The organism is Syntrophobacter fumaroxidans MPOB (assembly GCF_000014965.1).
Lineage (GTDB): Bacteria > Desulfobacterota > Syntrophobacteria > Syntrophobacterales > Syntrophobacteraceae > Syntrophobacter > Syntrophobacter fumaroxidans.
Map to the genome: position 1 here is coordinate 3,273,664 of NC_008554.1, position 16,356 is coordinate 3,290,019.

12 protein-coding genes are annotated in these 16,356 nt (G+C 61.3%); 6 read left to right on the forward strand and 6 right to left on the reverse strand.

Going from position 1 to position 16,356, the window contains the following annotated elements:
* Positions 1-79 precede the first annotated feature (79 nt).
* From SFUM_RS13725 to pdhA, 3 genes are all read right to left on the reverse strand, one after another.
* The gene (locus SFUM_RS13725; protein WP_011699491.1) at positions 80-1,411 is read right to left on the reverse strand and encodes a dihydrolipoamide acetyltransferase family protein; all 1,332 of its coding nucleotides are present in this window, start codon (positions 1,409-1,411) and stop codon (positions 80-82) included.
* Between the two features lie 72 nt (positions 1,412-1,483).
* A complete protein-coding gene (locus SFUM_RS13730) occupies positions 1,484-2,464 on the reverse strand; it encodes an alpha-ketoacid dehydrogenase subunit beta (protein WP_011699492.1) in 981 nt (326 codons plus the stop codon).
* 69 nt (positions 2,465-2,533) lie between these two features.
* Positions 2,534-3,631: a pyruvate dehydrogenase (acetyl-transferring) E1 component subunit alpha gene (gene pdhA, locus SFUM_RS13735; RefSeq protein ID WP_011699493.1), complete on the reverse strand. Its 1,098-nt coding sequence runs from the start codon at positions 3,629-3,631 to the stop codon at positions 2,534-2,536.
* 428 nt (positions 3,632-4,059) lie between these two features.
* Here pdhA and SFUM_RS13740 point away from each other — a divergent pair, with 428 nt between their 5' ends.
* Positions 4,060-5,385: an acetyl ornithine aminotransferase family protein gene (locus SFUM_RS13740; protein WP_011699494.1), complete on the forward strand. Its 1,326-nt coding sequence runs from the start codon at positions 4,060-4,062 to the stop codon at positions 5,383-5,385.
* 69 nt (positions 5,386-5,454) lie between these two features.
* On the opposite strand, the gene SFUM_RS21890 is transcribed toward SFUM_RS13740, so the two are convergent.
* A complete protein-coding gene (locus SFUM_RS21890; RefSeq protein WP_011699495.1) occupies positions 5,455-6,498 on the reverse strand; it encodes a GGDEF domain-containing protein in 1,044 nt (347 codons plus the stop codon).
* A gap of 778 nt (positions 6,499-7,276) precedes the next feature.
* Between SFUM_RS21890 and SFUM_RS13755 the strand changes: the two genes are divergently transcribed.
* The 5 genes from SFUM_RS13755 (at position 7,277) to creC (ending at position 13,371) form a co-directional block, all read left to right on the forward strand.
* A complete protein-coding gene (locus SFUM_RS13755; protein WP_011699496.1) occupies positions 7,277-8,707 on the forward strand; it encodes a DNA integrity scanning protein DisA nucleotide-binding domain protein in 1,431 nt (476 codons plus the stop codon).
* Between the two features lie 777 nt (positions 8,708-9,484).
* Positions 9,485-10,834: a cell envelope integrity protein CreD gene (gene creD, locus SFUM_RS13770; protein WP_011699499.1), complete on the forward strand. Its 1,350-nt coding sequence runs from the start codon at positions 9,485-9,487 to the stop codon at positions 10,832-10,834.
* Between the two features lie 74 nt (positions 10,835-10,908).
* A complete protein-coding gene (locus tag SFUM_RS13775; RefSeq protein ID WP_150109521.1) occupies positions 10,909-11,196 on the forward strand; it encodes a hypothetical protein in 288 nt (95 codons plus the stop codon).
* Between the two features lie 70 nt (positions 11,197-11,266).
* Positions 11,267-11,947: a two-component system response regulator CreB gene (gene creB, locus SFUM_RS13780; RefSeq protein ID WP_011699501.1), complete on the forward strand. Its 681-nt coding sequence runs from the start codon at positions 11,267-11,269 to the stop codon at positions 11,945-11,947.
* Positions 11,944-13,371, forward strand: coding sequence for a two-component system sensor histidine kinase CreC (gene creC / locus SFUM_RS13785; protein ID WP_011699502.1), 1,428 nt, complete (start codon positions 11,944-11,946; stop codon positions 13,369-13,371). The genes creB and creC overlap by 4 nt, the downstream gene beginning before the upstream one ends.
* Positions 13,372-13,442: 71 nt before the next feature.
* On the opposite strand, the gene SFUM_RS13790 is transcribed toward creC, so the two are convergent.
* Positions 13,443-15,122 (reverse strand): hybrid sensor histidine kinase/response regulator, encoded by a 1,680-nt coding sequence (locus SFUM_RS13790; protein WP_011699503.1) that lies wholly within the window; start codon positions 15,120-15,122, stop codon positions 13,443-13,445.
* A 3-nt stretch (positions 15,123-15,125) separates the two neighbouring features.
* Complete coding sequence (locus tag SFUM_RS13795; RefSeq protein WP_011699504.1) at positions 15,126-16,346, reverse strand: FIST signal transduction protein; 1,221 nt, start codon at positions 16,344-16,346, stop codon at positions 15,126-15,128.
* Positions 16,347-16,356: the final 10 nt, after the last annotated feature.

Here is a 16,356-nt window from a genome sequence, read left to right on the forward strand (position 1 = left end):
AGCCCGGACCGGCATGGTCGATCCCTCGCCCGGCATCCGGACACCCGGAGGCCGGAGGGGCCCGCCTGCCCCTCGCCCGCTAGATCACCAGCAACAGTTCTTCGGGGTTCTCCAGCGCCTCGATGATCATCCCCAGGAAACGCGCGGCGTCCGCGCCGTCCACGATCCGGTGATCGAAAGCGACGATCAGGGGCAGCAGCAGCCTCGGCACAATCTCATGGCGTTCCAGGTCGCCGCGCACCACCGGCTGCAGCCTCGCCTGTCCCATTCCGAGGATCGCCGACTGGGGATGGTTGATGATGGGAGTGAAAGCCGTCCCGCCGAGAGCGCCGATGTTCGTCAGGGTGAAGGTGCCCCCGGTCATCTCCTCGCGCTCCGCCTTACCCCGACGGGTCCGCTCCGCCACGTCGAGGAGCTCCACGGCCAGCTCCCGGACGCTTTTCCGGTCGACATCCCGGATCACCGGCACGATGAGCCCCCGGTCCGTGTCCACGGCCACGCCGATGTTGTAGTAACGCTTGAAGACGATTTCCTCCCGTTCCGGATCGATGCTCGCGTTGAAGCCGGGAAAGGCTTTGAGCGCGGCGACGGCGGCTTTGAGCACGAATACGATCATGTTGAGGGCTCCGCCCGCTTCGCGGATTTCCGCCTTGTGTTTTCGGCGGAAGGCATCGAGCTCGGTGATGTCGGCAACGTCCTGGTGGGACACGTGCGGAATCTCCGCCCACGCCCGGGCAAGATGTTTCGCCGTGGCCCGCCTCACCGAACGCAGCGGAACACGCTCGATGGCGCCGTGTGGATCGCAGGCTCCGAGCGGCTCTCCCGCGGGGGAAGGCGCAGGGGCGGCTTCGGGGGCGGCGGTCCGGGCAACCGGAGCCTCTTCCTCGGCCACGGCGGCCTGAGGCGACGGGGCCGCCGGTTTGCGACCCTGGAGCTCGGCATGCCGGCGCACGTCTTCGGGAGTCACCCGTCCTCCGGGGCCGCTGGGCGCCACCTGGCGCAAGTCGATTCCGAGTTCGCGGGCCAGCCGCCGCGTGGACGGCGCCGCCGCCGGCGGTTCTTTGGAAGCCGTTACGGCCGGCCGGGTCTCTCCCCCGCCGGGGGGAGCCTCCAAACCGCCCGCCTTCTCGCGCGAAACGTCCTTTTCGGGAGGCGCGGCCGCGACCGCCCGGCCTTCCGCTTCGAAGGTCATGAGCACCGCTCCCACCTTGACCACCTCGCCCGGTTTCACACGGATTTCCTTCACCACGCCCGAGACCGGGGCCGGCACTTCCGTGGTGGCCTTGTCCGTCTCGATCACCATGACCGGCTGGCCGTCCAGGACCCTGTCCCCCACGGAGACCAGGACCTCGACGATCTCGCCCTCATGAATGCCTTCCCCCAGGTCCGGGAGCCTGAATTCCACGGACATATTCCTTCCTCCTCCCTTGCTGCGGCCGCGCCGTGCCGCCGGATGGACGGCGGCTCCGGATCCGCACCGGCTCTAGAAAGACAGAGTCTCCCGGGCGGCCCGAAGGATGCGCTCGGTCCCCGGCATATACTCCCGTTCCCGCTGGTAGAGCGGAATGATGACGTCGAACCCGGTGACGCGCGCGATGGGCGCCTCCAGGTAGAGAAACGATTTTTCGACGAGGCGGGCGACTATTTCGGCCCCCGGGCCGAAGCTTCGCGGCGCTTCGTGCACGAGGACCGCCCTGCCGGTTTTCTTCACCGATTGCGTGAAAAGAGAATCGTCCAACGGCGAGACCGTCAGCAGGTCGACCACCTCCGCCTCCACGCCGTCGCGTTCTTTGAGCAGCGACGCGGCTTCGAGCACGGGGTGCATGGTCGCGCCGTAGGAGATGAGGGTCACGTCCCGCCCTTCTCTGACCAGTTGCGATCTCCCGATGGGGATGGTTTCTTCCGCCTCGGGGACTTCTTCCCGAAATGCGCGGTAGACCGCCTTCGGTTCGTAAAACACCACCGGGTCCGGGTCTCGGATGGCGCTGACGAGCAGCGCGCGCGCATTTCGCGGCGAGGACGGAATCACCATTTTCAGCCCCGGCGTGTGGGCCCAGTAGGCTTCCCGACTTTCCGAATGGTGCTCCAGGGCTCTCACGCCGCCTCCGTAAGGCGCGCGCATCACCATGGGCACCCGGAAGCGCCCCTGGGATCGCCAGCGCAGCCGCGCCGCATGAGATTCCAGCTGGTGGAAGGCCAGGTAATCGAAACCCGAAAACTGCATTTCACAAACCGGCTTCAAACCGTACACGGCCATCCCGATCGAAATCCCGGCGATGCCCGATTCGGCAAGAGGGGTATCGATGACGCGTTCCGGGCCGAATTTTCCGATCAGTCCGTCGGTCACACGGAATACGCCCCCGTCCACGCCCACGTCTTCGCCCAGGACGACCACGCTGTCGTCCTTTTCCATTTCCTGTGTCAGGGCCAGGTTGATTGCCTGGACCATGGTCATCTTGGCCATTGTTGCTGTCTCCCCCGTCTCCGGTCCATGAACCGGGCCCCGCCGGCAAGCGGCGACGCCCGCGCCCGTTCAGTTCGCCTCGGTTTGCTTCGCGTCGAGCTCGCGCCTCAATTGTTCTTTCTGCTCCAGCAGGTAAGGCGGCAATTCCTCGTAGGCGTGGTCGAACATTTCCATGGGATCCGCGGGTTTTTCCGTCATCCGGGTCCAACGCTCTTCGGCTTCCTTGATTTCCGCCTGCACCTCGTCCGCGATGCCCGCCACGCTCTCCTCGGACAGCAGTCCCCGGCCGAGAAGGTACTTTTCGAACCGGATGATGGGATCGCGCCGCACCCACTGCTCGACCTCCTCCTCCCGGCGGTATTTTTTCGGGTCATCGGCGGTGGTGTGCATCGACAGCCGGTAGGTCACGCTTTCGATGAAGCTCGGGCCACCCCCCGCCCGGGCACGATCCACCGCTTCCTTGGCCGCCGCGTAAACCGCCAGGACATCGTTGCCGTCGACCTGGAGGCCCGGCATGTCGTACGCCAAGGCCTTCTGGGCAAGCGTTTTGGAGTGGCTCTGCCGGGCTCTCGGAAGCGATATGGCCCAGTGGTTGTTCTGGCAGATGAAAACGGCGGGAACCTGGAACACCGACGCGAAGTTGAGAGCCTCGTGGAAATCTCCTTCCGAGGTCGCGCCGTCACCGAAGAATGCCATCGCCACATTTTTGCCCTTCCGGTACTTGATGCCGTAGGCCAGGCCGACCGCATGCAGGGTCTGGGTGCCGACCGGGATGGAGACGGGCAGATTGTTCAGGTCGTCCGGGGTCCGGCCGCCTTCGTTGTACCCCGCATAAAGCAGGAGCACGTTTTCCAGCTTCTTTCCGCGCCACACTTCCGCCGGCATTTCCCGGAAAGACGGCACCAGCCAGTCCCCGGGTTCCAGCAGCGCCACCGCCCCCACCTGGGCCTCCTGACCCTTGATCGGGGCAAAAGTGCCGATACGCCCCTGGCGCTGCAAAATGAGCATGCGTTCGTCAAATTTGCGGCTGAGGACCATGGCCCGATAGAGCTTGACGAGCAGGCTTTCGGGAATGTCCGGTTCGAGGCTCTTGTCCACCTCACCGTTTTCGTTCAGGATGGATAGGTGCTCCACCCGATAAGGCAGTTCGATTTCTTTTCTGGGCATCGTCGATTTTCCTTCACTGTCCCGCTCGAAGAACCGCGGGGGTTCCATTACACACCGGCGGCCGCCGGATGTCGCATATCGCTCGCGCCTTCAGCCAGTTCTCTCCTCGATCCCGGCGGCTGCGTCACGACCCGGAGGAGATCCGACCGGCGGAGCACAATCCCGCCGCTACGGGTTCCCGTTTGAACATGCCGCGAACAGGCACTATCTTAGGGGCATGGGCAACGGTACCTGTGAACCGGCATAAATATAAGTACCGGGCCAGGTGTTGGCTAGGCTGGGACGTTCCCGGTCGGCGACCTTTGTCGGGTTTCCCGCAACGCGGGCGGAGCGCGAACGGGCATCGGGGCGTTTCCTTCCGCGAGCTCGGCGGCGCATTCAACGGGAACCGCCGGAATCATCCCGGCGACGCTTTCGGAGATTCGGTCATGAAGTATCCCCGCATTCACACCAGCTTGCCCGGCCCCCGGGCGGCGGCCATGATCGCCCTGGACCACTCGTTCGTTTCTCCTTCCTACACACGGCTTTATCCACTGGTGGCCGATTCGGCCCGGGGTTTGTGGGTGAGTGACCCGGACGGCAATGTTTTTCTGGATTTTACGGCGGGCATCGCCGTCTGCTCGACCGGTCACTGCCACCCTCGCGTGGTGCAGGCCATCAAGGAGCAAGCCGACCGGCTGCTCCACATGTCGGGGACCGATTTTTACTATACGCCGCAGATCCTGATGGCACAGAAGCTGGCGTCCCTCAAGCCGGTGGAGGGGGATGCGAAGGTATATTTCGGCAATTCCGGAGCGGAAGCGGTGGAGGCCGCGTTCAAGCTGGCTCGCCGGCATACCCGGCGGGAGTTGAACATCGCCTTTTTCGGGGCGTTCCACGGCCGGACCATGGGCGCTCTGTCCCTGACCGCCAGCAAGACCATCCAGAAGAAGAATTACAACCCCATGGTGCCGGGCATAACCCACGTTCCGTATCCCAACTGTTACCGCTGTCCGTGGGGCCTGAGCCATCCGGCTTGCGGCCTGGCGTGCGTGAACTGGCTGGAAGAGATGCTCTTCCGAACAACGGTGCCCCCCGAGGAGGTGGCCGCGATATTCGTCGAGCCCATTCAGGGAGAAGGGGGATACGTGGTTCCGCCCGCGGAGTTCCACGTGGAACTCTCGAAACTCGCCCGCAAGTACGGCATCCTGCTGGTGGCCGATGAAGTCCAGTCGGGGATGGGGCGAACCGGGAACATGTTCGCCATGGAGCTTTTCGGCGTCACGCCCGATATCGTTGCAGTGGCCAAGGGAATCGCATCGGGCCTGCCCCTGGGGGCGATGATCGCCCCGGCGCAAATCATGGACTGGGAGGCGGGTTCCCACGCATCCACCTTCGGAGGCAACCCGGTGGCCTGCGCCGCGGCGCTGGCCACCATCCAGCTGCTGCAGGAATCCCTCATGGCCAACGCTCGAACCCGCGGCGCGCAACTGCAGCAAGGGTTGATCGAGCTTCAAAAGGAAATCGAATGCATCGGGGACGTGAGAGGTCGTGGGCTGATGATCGGAGTTGAGCTCGTCAAGGATCGCGCCACCCGGGAACGCGCCGGCGACCGGCGCAACGCCGTCATTCAGCAGGCATTCCGCAGAGGGCTCCTACTCCTCGGCTGCGGAGAAAACACCATCCGCTTCTGCCCGGCGCTCACCATCTCGGAGGAAGAAGCAAACGTCGGCCTCGAGATCTTCGCGGAAGCCCTGCGTGCCGTGGAGGCTTGAGACAACCCCTCACTGCGCGCCTTCAAGCTCCCGTTCCCCCGGGCGCGCACGGATTCGCTCCCGCCCGCCTCACTCTTTGCCCGGCCATGCGACGATGCGGTTCCCGCCTCCCTCCTTCGCCCGGTAAAGCATCGCATCGGCGCGGTTGAACAACTCGTCCGGGCTGAGCGCATGATGGGCATCCGCGGACGCCAGCCCTCCGCTGAGCGTGACCCCCAGGTCGCCGGGCAGAGACTCGAAGGATGTGGAGCTGCAACGTTCGCGGATTCTCTCCCCCGCCGTCAGGGCCGCTTCCAGGTCCGTATCAGGCATGAGCACGATGAATTCATCACCCCCGTAACGGCAAATCACGTCCACTCCCTGCCGCATCTCGCTCTTGAGCAGTTGCGCCAGTTCCGCCAGGACCCTGTCTCCCACCTGGTGACCGAGCCGGTCGTTGACCGTCTTGAATCCATCGATGTCCAGGAAGAGAATCGAGAATGCATTGCCCTTTCTCTTCAGCCTGGACAGCTCCTCATTCATCCGGATCTCGAAATACCGGCGCACGTAAGTTCCCGTCAACCCGTCGCAGAGGGCCTGCCGAAAGAGAAGGGCATTCTCCAGCGTGACCGCCAGTACGGTCGTCAGCACCCTCAAATCCTGCATATCCTGAAGTGTCAGCTCTTTTTCGCCGTTGAGGGCAATGGTGCAGATTCCCACCAGCCTGTTGCCGGCCGCCACGAGCGGAAGGCACAGACACCGGTCCGGAGGCGCGTCTTCAGAGGTACCCGGCAGGGGAATCCGCCCCTCGAAACGCAGCGCGAAGAGCTTCGCCCGGGTCAACACGCTGCTGTCGGCGGCCGGAAGATCGGCCAGGGGAACTTCCAGTTTCACCGCGAGGACCTGTTTGTCCGCGAAGAGCCGTTCCACCATGAAGCTCCCGCGGTCTTCATCCCAGGTCAGGATCGCGCTCAGAAGACCGCGGCAGAAGTCGCCGATGCATTCCATGCCGTTGGAGAGCAGGATCTCCCGGTCCGTCACGGAAGCCATCAGGCGTGCCGCGTAGGTCAGCACGATCAAGTTTTCCTCGGATATCGCGTGCAGATCGTCGACCAGACTCATGGGCCTCTTCATTCCTCCGTTCCTGAGGAAATCATTTTCCGGGAAGCCGTACCCGCCGCGGGTCCCATTCCGCTTTCCGGTTCCGCGGCCCACGTGTCGAAACGTCCGGACTCAGGCTCCCGGTCCGCCTTTCCCCTACGCACTTTCAAGTGTGTTCCGAGGGAAAAACCAAACGCTTCATTCACGGCAGCCCCCACGGTTCTCCGAAGCCGGGAAAGACCGGAACAGCCCATTTCCGTGCGGGAGCGACCTCCCGTTGCGGCCTGTCGTCGCACCAGGATAGCGTATTAAACATTGGGCCAAAGAGAACATGCAAGACATTTTGACAAACCCCGGTCTTTTTGAGCACAATTGGGGCGCAAAGGCCGGCGCCCCGCGGGAGGAGCCCGGGCCGGCTCCGGCCTCCGGCCGGCGTCCGGTCCGGTGGATGTCCGCCTGATAACGGTTGGGTTCGAGCGACCAACATCGGAGGGCATAAAGCCCTCCTCTGCAATTGCGCAAGTCCCAGGAACGGGGTTTATTCCGCACCGCCCTCTCCCGCGGGTCTTTTATCTCACGGCCTTGAAAGCGCGCCGGCATGATCGCTTTCACCCGGATCGACCCGGCATTGCGGGCCCGAAGGATCCGGCTTTTCAGTTGAAAAGCAGAAGCTAACAATGTACTCAATGTAAATGAGACAGTCGCCTGCAAACCCGACGAACGGTTTGCATCGGCCCCTTCAACTCTCGCGACGGTTGAGCCCGGAAGACCTCTTTGCCGTCAAGGCTGCTTGCATGCGGAAACCCGGCCCATGAATCATTCGATCAAGAACCTGTGCATCTATCACGTCCTCGACGGCCTCGCGGAAGGTCTGAGCCATTATTCCGGACCCAGCAGGGCCGCGCTTCTGTATGCCGAAAAACCGGATGACAAGGTCCACGTGTGCGACCCTCAAAGGCTCCTCGAAGGACACGAACCCGTGCTTAAGAAGCTCTACGTCACGTCCGACGGATGGAGGCGGGAAGCCCCGAGCACGCTGAACTTCAAGCTATTCGGACAGATCTATCCGGAAAAGAACCTGCAACTGGCCGGACTCATCTCCTTCGGAGGGCGCACTCAATCCATTTTCTACCAGATGTGGTTCACCGAGCACCACCCGGACATGTGCAGCATCGGCCCGACGGAGAGATGGCTCGAACACGCCGTTTGCCTCCTCGCCCACGATTTTGCCAATGAGGACGCCTTCTACACACGCAATTCCAGGTATGTGCTGAGGGAATACGCCACGCATGCCGTGCGCGACTTCATCCGCGACGATCTGAATATCAAGTTCGGATGGGACACGAGCATGGAGGTTTATCCCATTTTGGACACCATACTGGGGGTTTCGAAAACCCGGGAGGAAGGCGCCTGGCCCCGCGGCCTCCTGGCTTTTGTCGAGCCCGACTCACTGCCGGAAATGCACTTCCTGATCCGTTTCCCATCGGTGGATGTTTTGAAGGTGAACAACTACAAGCATGTGAGGAAACTGTTGCTGGCCGTGGAAAACTCGGACCGCAAGCTGGTCTCCGACGGCAGGAAGATCATCGGCGTCGTTTCAGGTGAATTGCCTCAATGCCGAATCACGGCGGATTTCCGGGGCGGCCACGGTTTCCTGCGGTTTGCCGGTGAGCTGGTGTGCAGTTTTTCGGACGGGAGCTTTCATTCCACGACCCGCAAATCCAACCTCGTGCATCTCGAAGAACTGCTGGTCACATCCAGCCTCGACCCGGCCGTGAGCTCCCTGCTCTTCAAGATCGTATCGTGCATCGTCGAAGCCGCGGGAGAACAAAAGCACGGGTGTTCCCTGGTGATCGATTTCAACGATCCTCCGGTGCAAATATCCGGTCAGCAGCTGGAACGTCCCGTGGATCTACAGCATGAACAGTACCTGGAACTCGCAAAATCCCTGGCCAGGGTCGACGGAGCGCTCCACATCTGCTCCGACCTTCATCTCCACGGTTTTGCCTGCCTGCTCGACGGCCGTTTCATAAAGACCGAGGACCGGGCACGGGGAGCAAGGTTCAATTCCGCCCTGCGGTTCACCTCCGAGAACCCGAATTTGATCGTGGTTGTCGTGTCTTCGGACCGCCCCGTGTCAGTGATCCAGGGAGGAGCGCTTCTCAACCCGCCCAGTGAATGGGAACCCTTCTCCCTGTTCGTCACCCCGCCGCCCACCCTGGAGGAATGGTTGAGGCGCTGATCACGGGAAGCCGTGCCGTGCTCCGGGGTGTTCCCGGTTCCCGGCTGCAACCCGATGGTCCCTCTCCACATGGGAGCGCCGGTGAGCACATCGAGTCGGGGCGAAGCCGCCGGATCCCGTTTCGCGCCCCTTGTTTCAGGGCCGCCCGGATCGGCGTGTCGGATTCCCTTCTCCGGCGCCTCGTCGGAATGACGGAAAAGGAACACGGCTTACCCCTGAGCTTCCTTTTATCGACCTGTTGCAGGACCTCATTGTCCTGAAGCTCCTCACCTTTTCATGGATTTTTCATCATACCTTCCCATTTTTTTCATTTCCCGCAGCGACAATCAGCGCCGGTCACGAGGAGCAGGCGTTGCTTTCATCCATCTAACCCGTAAAGGGAGGTACCGATCATGAGGAACAGGGGAAAATGTGGGTTTCATACGCGCTTGCGTTCAAGAAGCTGATATTGACGGGAGGGTTCAAAGTCCAACCTTGTACGTCCCTCCGGCGCCCCCCTGCGGACGACCGTCGGCGCACGCGCCGGGGACGTGGATCAACCCCTGCCATGGCCTCTTCACGACTCGAACCTTGCGTCGGGCAGCGGGTGCCTGCAAGCCCCGGAGCCAGAGCTGCCGCTGCCGGCTCCCTCGGCACTGCTCTGCCCGCATGTCGTTTTCCGCTGACGCGGGCGATTCCATTCCAATCACCGCGGAATCCCGGCCTGATGCAAACCGGCGGCGCATCCGCAATGTCATTTCCTCCCGGGTTCCCGGGACAGCGCAAAGGAGCCGATAAATGAATCCATTCTCCCTCAGGAGTTCCATCGTTTCCCGGATGCTGATCGTGGCGGTGCTGGGAACGGTGCTCGTCATTCCGATCTCTCTTGTCACCGACCTCATCCAGGACCGCCGGCACACGCGCGCCGAGGCCGTCTCCGAAGTCACGGAGAAATGGGGCCGTCAACAAACGGTGACCGGCCCCATTCTCACCATACCTGTGAAGCGCAAGCACAAACTGAGCGACGGCACGATCAAGCCCTACATCGTGCATGCGCATTTCCTGCCGGACAGCCTCGACTGCAACGCGGAACTCTCCCCTTCGATCCGCTACCGAGGCATCTACAGGGTGGTGCTCTACACCGCGGGGCTGCACCTGGAGGCCGCATTTTCCGCTCCGGCGTTGAGCGAGAACGAGTCGGCCGACAGCGAGATCCTGTGGAGTGATGCGTTCCTCACCCTCGGGATTTCGGACCTCAAAGGGATAAAGGACATCCACAAAGCCGCCTGCGAAGACAGCCCCCTCACCCCGGAACCGGGGCTGCGCACCAAAGACCTCCTACAAGCCGGATTCACGTTCCGCACCCCGCTCTCACCGGGACAGTCTCGATTTCGGTTCGTTCTCGATGCCGGCCTCAACGGCAGCGAGGAACTCCGCTTCGTTCCGCTCGGCAAGACCACGCAAGTCCGCGCGCAATCCTCCTGGGCGGATCCAAGCTTCGTGGGGGACTTCCTGCCCGAAGAACGGAATATCACCGACAGTTCCTTCAAAGCGTCCTGGAAAGTGCTCCATCTGAACAGGAACCTGTCGCAATCCTGGATCGGCCCGCAGCCGAACCTGGAAAGCTCGTCGTTCGGCGTGAAGCTCCTGCTCCAGGTGGACGAATACCAGAAGAACTGGCGGGCCGTGCGGTACGCCATCATGTTTGTCGCGCTCACCTTTCTGGCCTTCGGCATGATCGACGTCCTCAACCGGAGCCCTTTTCACCCCGTCCACTACACCCTGGTCGGGCTGGCACTGGTCCTGTTCTTCGTCCTGTTGCTCTCAGTGTCCGAATACCGGTCCTTCAACACGTCATACCTGGTTGCATCCCTGCCGAACATCTTTCTGATCGGTGCCTACACTCGCGGCGTTACCCGCAGATGGGGGGTGACCGCAGTGATTGCCGGCGTTCTGGTCGCACTGTACGGATTTCTTTTCGTGCTGCTGCAACTGGAGGATTACGCCCTGCTTCTCGGCAGCATGGGTCTCTTCGTCAGTCTCTCGCTGGTGATGTTCCTGACGCGCAGGATCGACTGGTTCGGGATGGGATCAGGGAAGGCGCGCGAAGAGGACGGCCCCGGGCTGCCGGAGTTGCCTCTGGGATGAATCGGCCCCGCCCCGAATTCCGCGCCGGTCTGCGACGACCGGCGCGGAATTCGGGGCGGGAATGGAGATGGAGCATGATGGAACAGGACGGACTCCGGAATTCGCTCGCGGACAATATCGCTTTTTATGCCGCCGTCCTGCTTGCGGCGACTGCCCTGAAATGGCATGATCATCCAGCCGACGGCGAAGTGCTTTCGTGGAGTCTCTCGCCGACGGCCGCGCTGGTGGATTTCCCGGCGGGCATCCATTTCGAGAAGAAAACACGCGCCGGGTTCATCGGCAGGCGACACGGGATCATTCCTGCACCGGCTTACGCCGGTGTGAACTTCCCGGTCATCGTCTTTGCCGCTCCGTGCTTTTAACCGCTCACCGCCTCGGAAGCAGGCGGCTGAAGCTGCTGTGGCCAGGCTGCGGGCAACGGGAGATTCTGCCATGAAACCCAGGGTTTTGATCGTCGAGGACGAACCCGCCATCGTGGACAATATCCAGTATGCGCTTGAAACGGAAGGGTTCGCCACGGTCTGCCTTGTCTCGGGAGAACCGGTGCTCACATTTCTCGCCCGGGACACCGTGGACCTCATCATCCTCGATATCGGCCTGCCCGACATGAGCGGCATGGAACTGTGCAAGGAAATCAGGAAGAGTCACTCGACCCCCGTCATCTTTCTCACCGCGCGGACGGATGAAGTCGATCGGGTGGTCGGCCTCGAGATCGGGGCGGATGACTATGTCACCAAGCCCTTCAGCCCGCGCGAACTGTCCGCGAGAGTGCGGGCCGTGCTCCGCCGCACCCATGTCCGGGATCATTGCGCCCCGACGCCTCACGTCTTTGAAGTCAACGATTCGAAACGCCGGATCGCCTACCACGGAAGAACCCTGGACCTGTCCCGTTATGAATACGAAATCCTCAAGACGTTCATCCGGCGCCCGGGACACATCTATTCGCGGGACCAGCTCATGGAGCTCGTCTGGGAACAGCCGGAAACCAGTCTGGACCGAACCGTGGATGCGCACATCAAGAATATCCGCGCCAAACTGAGGGTCATCGCGCCGGAAAGCGACCCCATCGTTACTCATCGGGGAATGGGATACTCACTGAGAGAGAACCTATGAGACTGGGTACCCGCATTTTCATCGCTTACTTCCTCATTTTCGCCGTGTGCTTCTACTATCCTTTCGATCTCATCGCCCGGGACCTTCGCACGCGCTACGTCGAAGCAATCGAAGACCCGCTGGTGGACCAGGCGAACATCCTTGCGGGCATTGTCGGCATGGAAATGGAGAGGAACCGGTTCTCGGCCGAAGACCTCCACACGGCCTTCGAACACGTCTACGGGCGGTCCCTTCCGGCCCGCATCTATGACCTCGTCAAAACGCAAGTGGATATCCGTGTGTACATGACTGACATGTCGGGAAAAATCACTTTCGATTCCACCAACCGGTGGAACACGGGCGCGGATTACTCCGCCTGGAGGGACGTCCGTTTGACCCTGCAGGGAAAATACGGGGCGAGGGCTACGCGCCTGAACCCCAAAGAGCCGGCAACGGTGGTCCTCCACGTAGCCGCGCCCATCATCGTCAACGGTCAAACGACGGGAGCCCTGACCGTGGCGAAACCGACCACGAACGTGAACAGCTTCCTGAAAACGGCCAGGCCCCGAATCATCAAGATCGGGGCCGTAGCGCTCAGCGCTACCATTTTCCTCAGCCTCATCGTCTCGTACGTGATCACCAGGCCCATCCGGCGCCTCACTCAATATGCCGTCGACGTGCGCGAAGGCAAACGCGTCCAACTGCCCGAACTGGGACGCAGCGAACTGAGGGGATTGGGAGCGGCCTTCGAAATGATGCGCGAGGCGCTGGAAGGCAGGAAATACGTGGAGCGGTACGTGCAGACCCTGACCCACGAAATCAAGGCGCCTCTGTCCGCCATCCGTGGTGCGGCGGAACTCATGGAAGAGGAGATGTCGCCCGACGTTCGCGCCCGTTTTTTGTCGAATATCCGCACCGAAGCGAACCGCATCCAGCGGCTCGTAGACCGGATGCTCAGACTCTCCGAGCTCGAGAACAAGAAATTCCTGGACCGGGTGGAGCTCGTTCCTTTCAGTGTCCTCATCAGAACAACTGTCGAGGAAAAGGAACCGTTGCTTTCCCAAAAGCACCTCCAGGTACAAATCGGAACGGAAGATGACGTTCGGGTGCCCGGGGATTCCTTTCTCCTCCGCCAGGCCGCTTCGAACCTGATCCAAAACGCCATCGATTTCAGTCCCGCTCATGGGCGGATCGATATCACCATCCAGGCGGACGCCAAGGCATTATGTTTCACGGTCGAGGACGAAGGTCCGGGGATTCCCGAATATGCAAGGGAGAAGGTTTTCGACAAATTCTTTTCGCTGCAGAGGCCCGATACGGGGAAGAAGAGCACGGGGCTGGGACTGAATCTCGTCAAAGAGGTCGCGGCGCTTCACCACGGAGACATCCGCCTCGAAAACCGCGAGGGAAAAGGCCTGCGCGCCACTCTCCGGCTTCCCGTGTGACCCGGAGGAATTCCTGCCGGATTGCGCGAAAGGCGGGAAGATTTCCGCCCCGGATTGAATCGCCCCCCACGCTATCGCTGCTTCAATATATCCTTGATCTTGGCGGACAGCTGGTTGATGTCGAACGGTTTCTGGATGAACCCGTCGCATCCGCGATCGAGAATCCTTCTGGCCTGGCCGTCCACATTGTACCCGCTCGAGAGAAGCACCTTCAGGCCGGGCCTCATTTCCTTGATTCTGTCGAAGACTTCGCCCCCTCCCATGTCGGGCATGATGAGATCCAGCACGACCAGGTCGATGGGGCCGGGATGATCCCGGCAGATATCGACGGCCTCTTTCCCCCCCGGGGCCTGAAGCACGTTGTAACCGAGAGCTTCCAGCAGGCTGGCGCCGACATCGAGGACCATTGCCTCATCGTCGACGATGAGAATCGTCCCGGTCCCCTCCATGATTTCCTGCTCGATGTCGCCGGTATCGAGTATTTTCTTGCCGGTTGCCGGCAGGTAGATGCTGAACGTAGTTCCCCGCCCCTGGTAGGATTCGACCTCGATATACCCGTTGTGCGCCTTGACGATTCCGTAGACGGATGCTAGCCCGAGCCCCGTTCCTCGCCCCATTTCCTTGGTGGTGAAGAAAGGTTCGAAGATGCGCTCCTGCGTGGTTTTGTCCATGCCCTTCCCGCTGTCGATACACTGCAACAGCACATAATTGCCGGACCGCGGGCGGTACACCCTGCCGCGGAGGGCCTCGTGCGTCGTGTTCCTTGTGCGGACGTGGAGCTGACCGCCACCGGGCATGGCGTCCGCGGCATTGACGAAAAGGTTCAACAGGACCTGTTCGATTTGTCCCTGGTCCGCCTCGACCACGTACAGGCCGCCGGCCAGGTCCAGATTGACCCTGATTTCCTTCCGTGTTCTGCTGAAAGCTTCCGCGGTCTCACGCATCAGATGATTCAGGTTGGTCGGCTTGACCTCGTACCTGCCTTTTCTGGCATAGCCCAGGAGTTGGGCGGTCAGTCTCGCTCCGCTCCTGACCTGCTTCTCGATGCTCTTCATCATTTCGTAATGGGGGTGTCCCGTGTTGAGATTGAGCAGGATCAGGGATGCGTTCCCCTGGATGGCCATGAGCAGGTTATTGAAATCATGAGCTATACCTCCGGCCAGAGTGCCGATCGCCTCCATCTTTTGAGCATACCGGAGCTGCTTTTCGAGCTGTTTCTGGCCGGTCATATCGTGGAGAATGCACAGGATCAGGTCCTCCCCGCTGAGCCGAACGGGCCGCGCAAAAGCCATGACGTCTATCAGGGACCCGTCCTTGGCCCTGATCTTGAACTCGGCGGCCTCAAACGCGTAGCCTCTTGTCAGTTCGTCGACGAGATCACCGCGATCTCCATCGCAAAAAAGGCCCAAATCGCCGGCTGTGAGCTCCAGCAATTCCTCTTTGACGTACTGGGTGATTTCGCAGAACTTGTCGTTGACGTCGATGAATTTCTCCGTTTCCATGTTCAACAGGATCACCGACTGAGGGGAGAGGTTGAAAAGGCTTCTGAACTTGTATTCGCTTTCTTTCAGCGCGTCCTCGGCCTTTTTCCTGGCGGCGATGACCTTCGAGAGTTGCTCTATTTCACGCAGTGCGACACGTCCGGATTCTTCAGCGATTTTGCGGCAATACAACGCTTCTTCCCGCGCCTCCCCGAGGAGGGTTTCCAGCTCCGCGCATCTTTCTTTCCAGTCGGTGATATCGTCAGGCATGCTTCATTCCCCGGTCAAAACGAGCAACACTCCCGTCCAGTCCAACCCTCTGCTTCTTCGCAGCAACGGGGCAATCTCCACGCCCGAGTAGAATCCCAGCAGAGGCACCCCATACCGGTTGAAGACATCCTGAACTTCGGCCGCCTCTTCCGAGGCCGTGTTGGAGCAACCCCCGCTTCTTCCCGCGCAATCGATGTACAGTCCAAACAAGGGTTTCCGGCCCGCTTCCTCGGTAATATGCCGCATCAGCCCGGATGAATTCTTTCTCGCGGACTTGATCATCTTCCCCGAGTCCCTCAGCATGAACTGAATCTCCGATCCGCATTCAAAATCCGGTTCGAAGATGTTTACCCCCCTGCCGTCCGGCAGGACTCCGGTGATGAGACGGTTCACGTAGCGGTCTTCCCGGTATGCGCCGAATCTCGGGCCGTGGTTTTGCCCGAGCGTCAACAGGGCCACCGGGTAGCTTTTCCGCCACTCCGTATTTCCGTAGAGCTCATCGATGACCTCGACAATCGGACGCCCGTCGAGTTCATAGATGGTCGATCCTTCCATTTTCGTTATCGACCGGTAGACCCCGTCGAGGGGCGTGCAGCCGTGCATGATCCGCACGTGGAAATCGACGTCGAGCGACACGCCCACGGCGCTCTGGGAGGACACATGCGAGCCGCAAAACTGCTGCGTGGGTCCAAAGCCGTAATCTCCGAGGAGACCCGCGCCGATGATCGGGATTCGCGAGTCCAGCCCGGATGCGACTCCTTCGATGAGTGGTGTCGAGGCATTCAGAAGAGGAGGCCCTCGGCCGTCGGAAGGCGCTTTGATGGAATCGTAGAACAAAAGGAATAAGCGGTCCTTTTCGATGAGTGCGAACCGTTCCGCCAGTTTTTTCCCCGCGGCTCTCTCGTCCAGGTTCACATCTCCCGCCGATCCAACCCGGCAGTTGATGCCACCCGCTTCCAGGACGGCAACCCCGGTCGGAAAGCGTTCGTAGGACAGATCGTTGTTCGTGATGACCCCAATGGAGGATCCACCCACAACGGGCACGGAATCGCCCACCACGGAGCGCAACCCGCCGAGAAACGCCCGGTGATCGTGATTCCCGTGGCAAAAGGCGAAAACCAGCCCGGGGCGCCTGATGCCGCCTGTCTGTACGGCCCCTTCCGCCGCTGCCTTCCCGCAGGAATAGGAGTTTTCTCCGTTGGAGTATCCGACACCGGCTTTCATTCGTCCCCCC

Excerpts from the sequence above, each read along its gene's own strand:
- SFUM_RS13790 (WP_011699503.1), bottom strand. The coding sequence starts at position 15,122 with ATGCCTGACGATATCACCGACTGGAAAGAAAGATGCGCGGAGCTGGAA.
- creD (WP_011699499.1), top strand. The coding sequence starts at position 9,485 with ATGAATCCATTCTCCCTCAGGAGTTCCATCGTTTCCCGGATGCTGATC.
- SFUM_RS21890 (WP_011699495.1), bottom strand. The coding sequence starts at position 6,498 with ATGAAGAGGCCCATGAGTCTGGTCGACGATCTGCACGCGATATCCGAG.
- SFUM_RS13775 (WP_150109521.1), top strand. The coding sequence starts at position 10,909 with ATGATGGAACAGGACGGACTCCGGAATTCGCTCGCGGACAATATCGCT.
- SFUM_RS13725 (WP_011699491.1), bottom strand. The coding sequence starts at position 1,411 with ATGTCCGTGGAATTCAGGCTCCCGGACCTGGGGGAAGGCATTCATGAG.
- SFUM_RS13740 (WP_011699494.1), top strand. The coding sequence starts at position 4,060 with ATGAAGTATCCCCGCATTCACACCAGCTTGCCCGGCCCCCGGGCGGCG.
- creC (WP_011699502.1), top strand. The coding sequence starts at position 11,944 with ATGAGACTGGGTACCCGCATTTTCATCGCTTACTTCCTCATTTTCGCC.
- SFUM_RS13730 (WP_011699492.1), bottom strand. The coding sequence starts at position 2,464 with ATGGCCAAGATGACCATGGTCCAGGCAATCAACCTGGCCCTGACACAG.
- creB (WP_011699501.1), top strand. The coding sequence starts at position 11,267 with ATGAAACCCAGGGTTTTGATCGTCGAGGACGAACCCGCCATCGTGGAC.
- pdhA (WP_011699493.1), bottom strand. The coding sequence starts at position 3,631 with ATGCCCAGAAAAGAAATCGAACTGCCTTATCGGGTGGAGCACCTATCC.
- SFUM_RS13795 (WP_011699504.1), bottom strand. The coding sequence starts at position 16,346 with ATGAAAGCCGGTGTCGGATACTCCAACGGAGAAAACTCCTATTCCTGC.
- SFUM_RS13755 (WP_011699496.1), top strand. The coding sequence starts at position 7,277 with ATGAATCATTCGATCAAGAACCTGTGCATCTATCACGTCCTCGACGGC.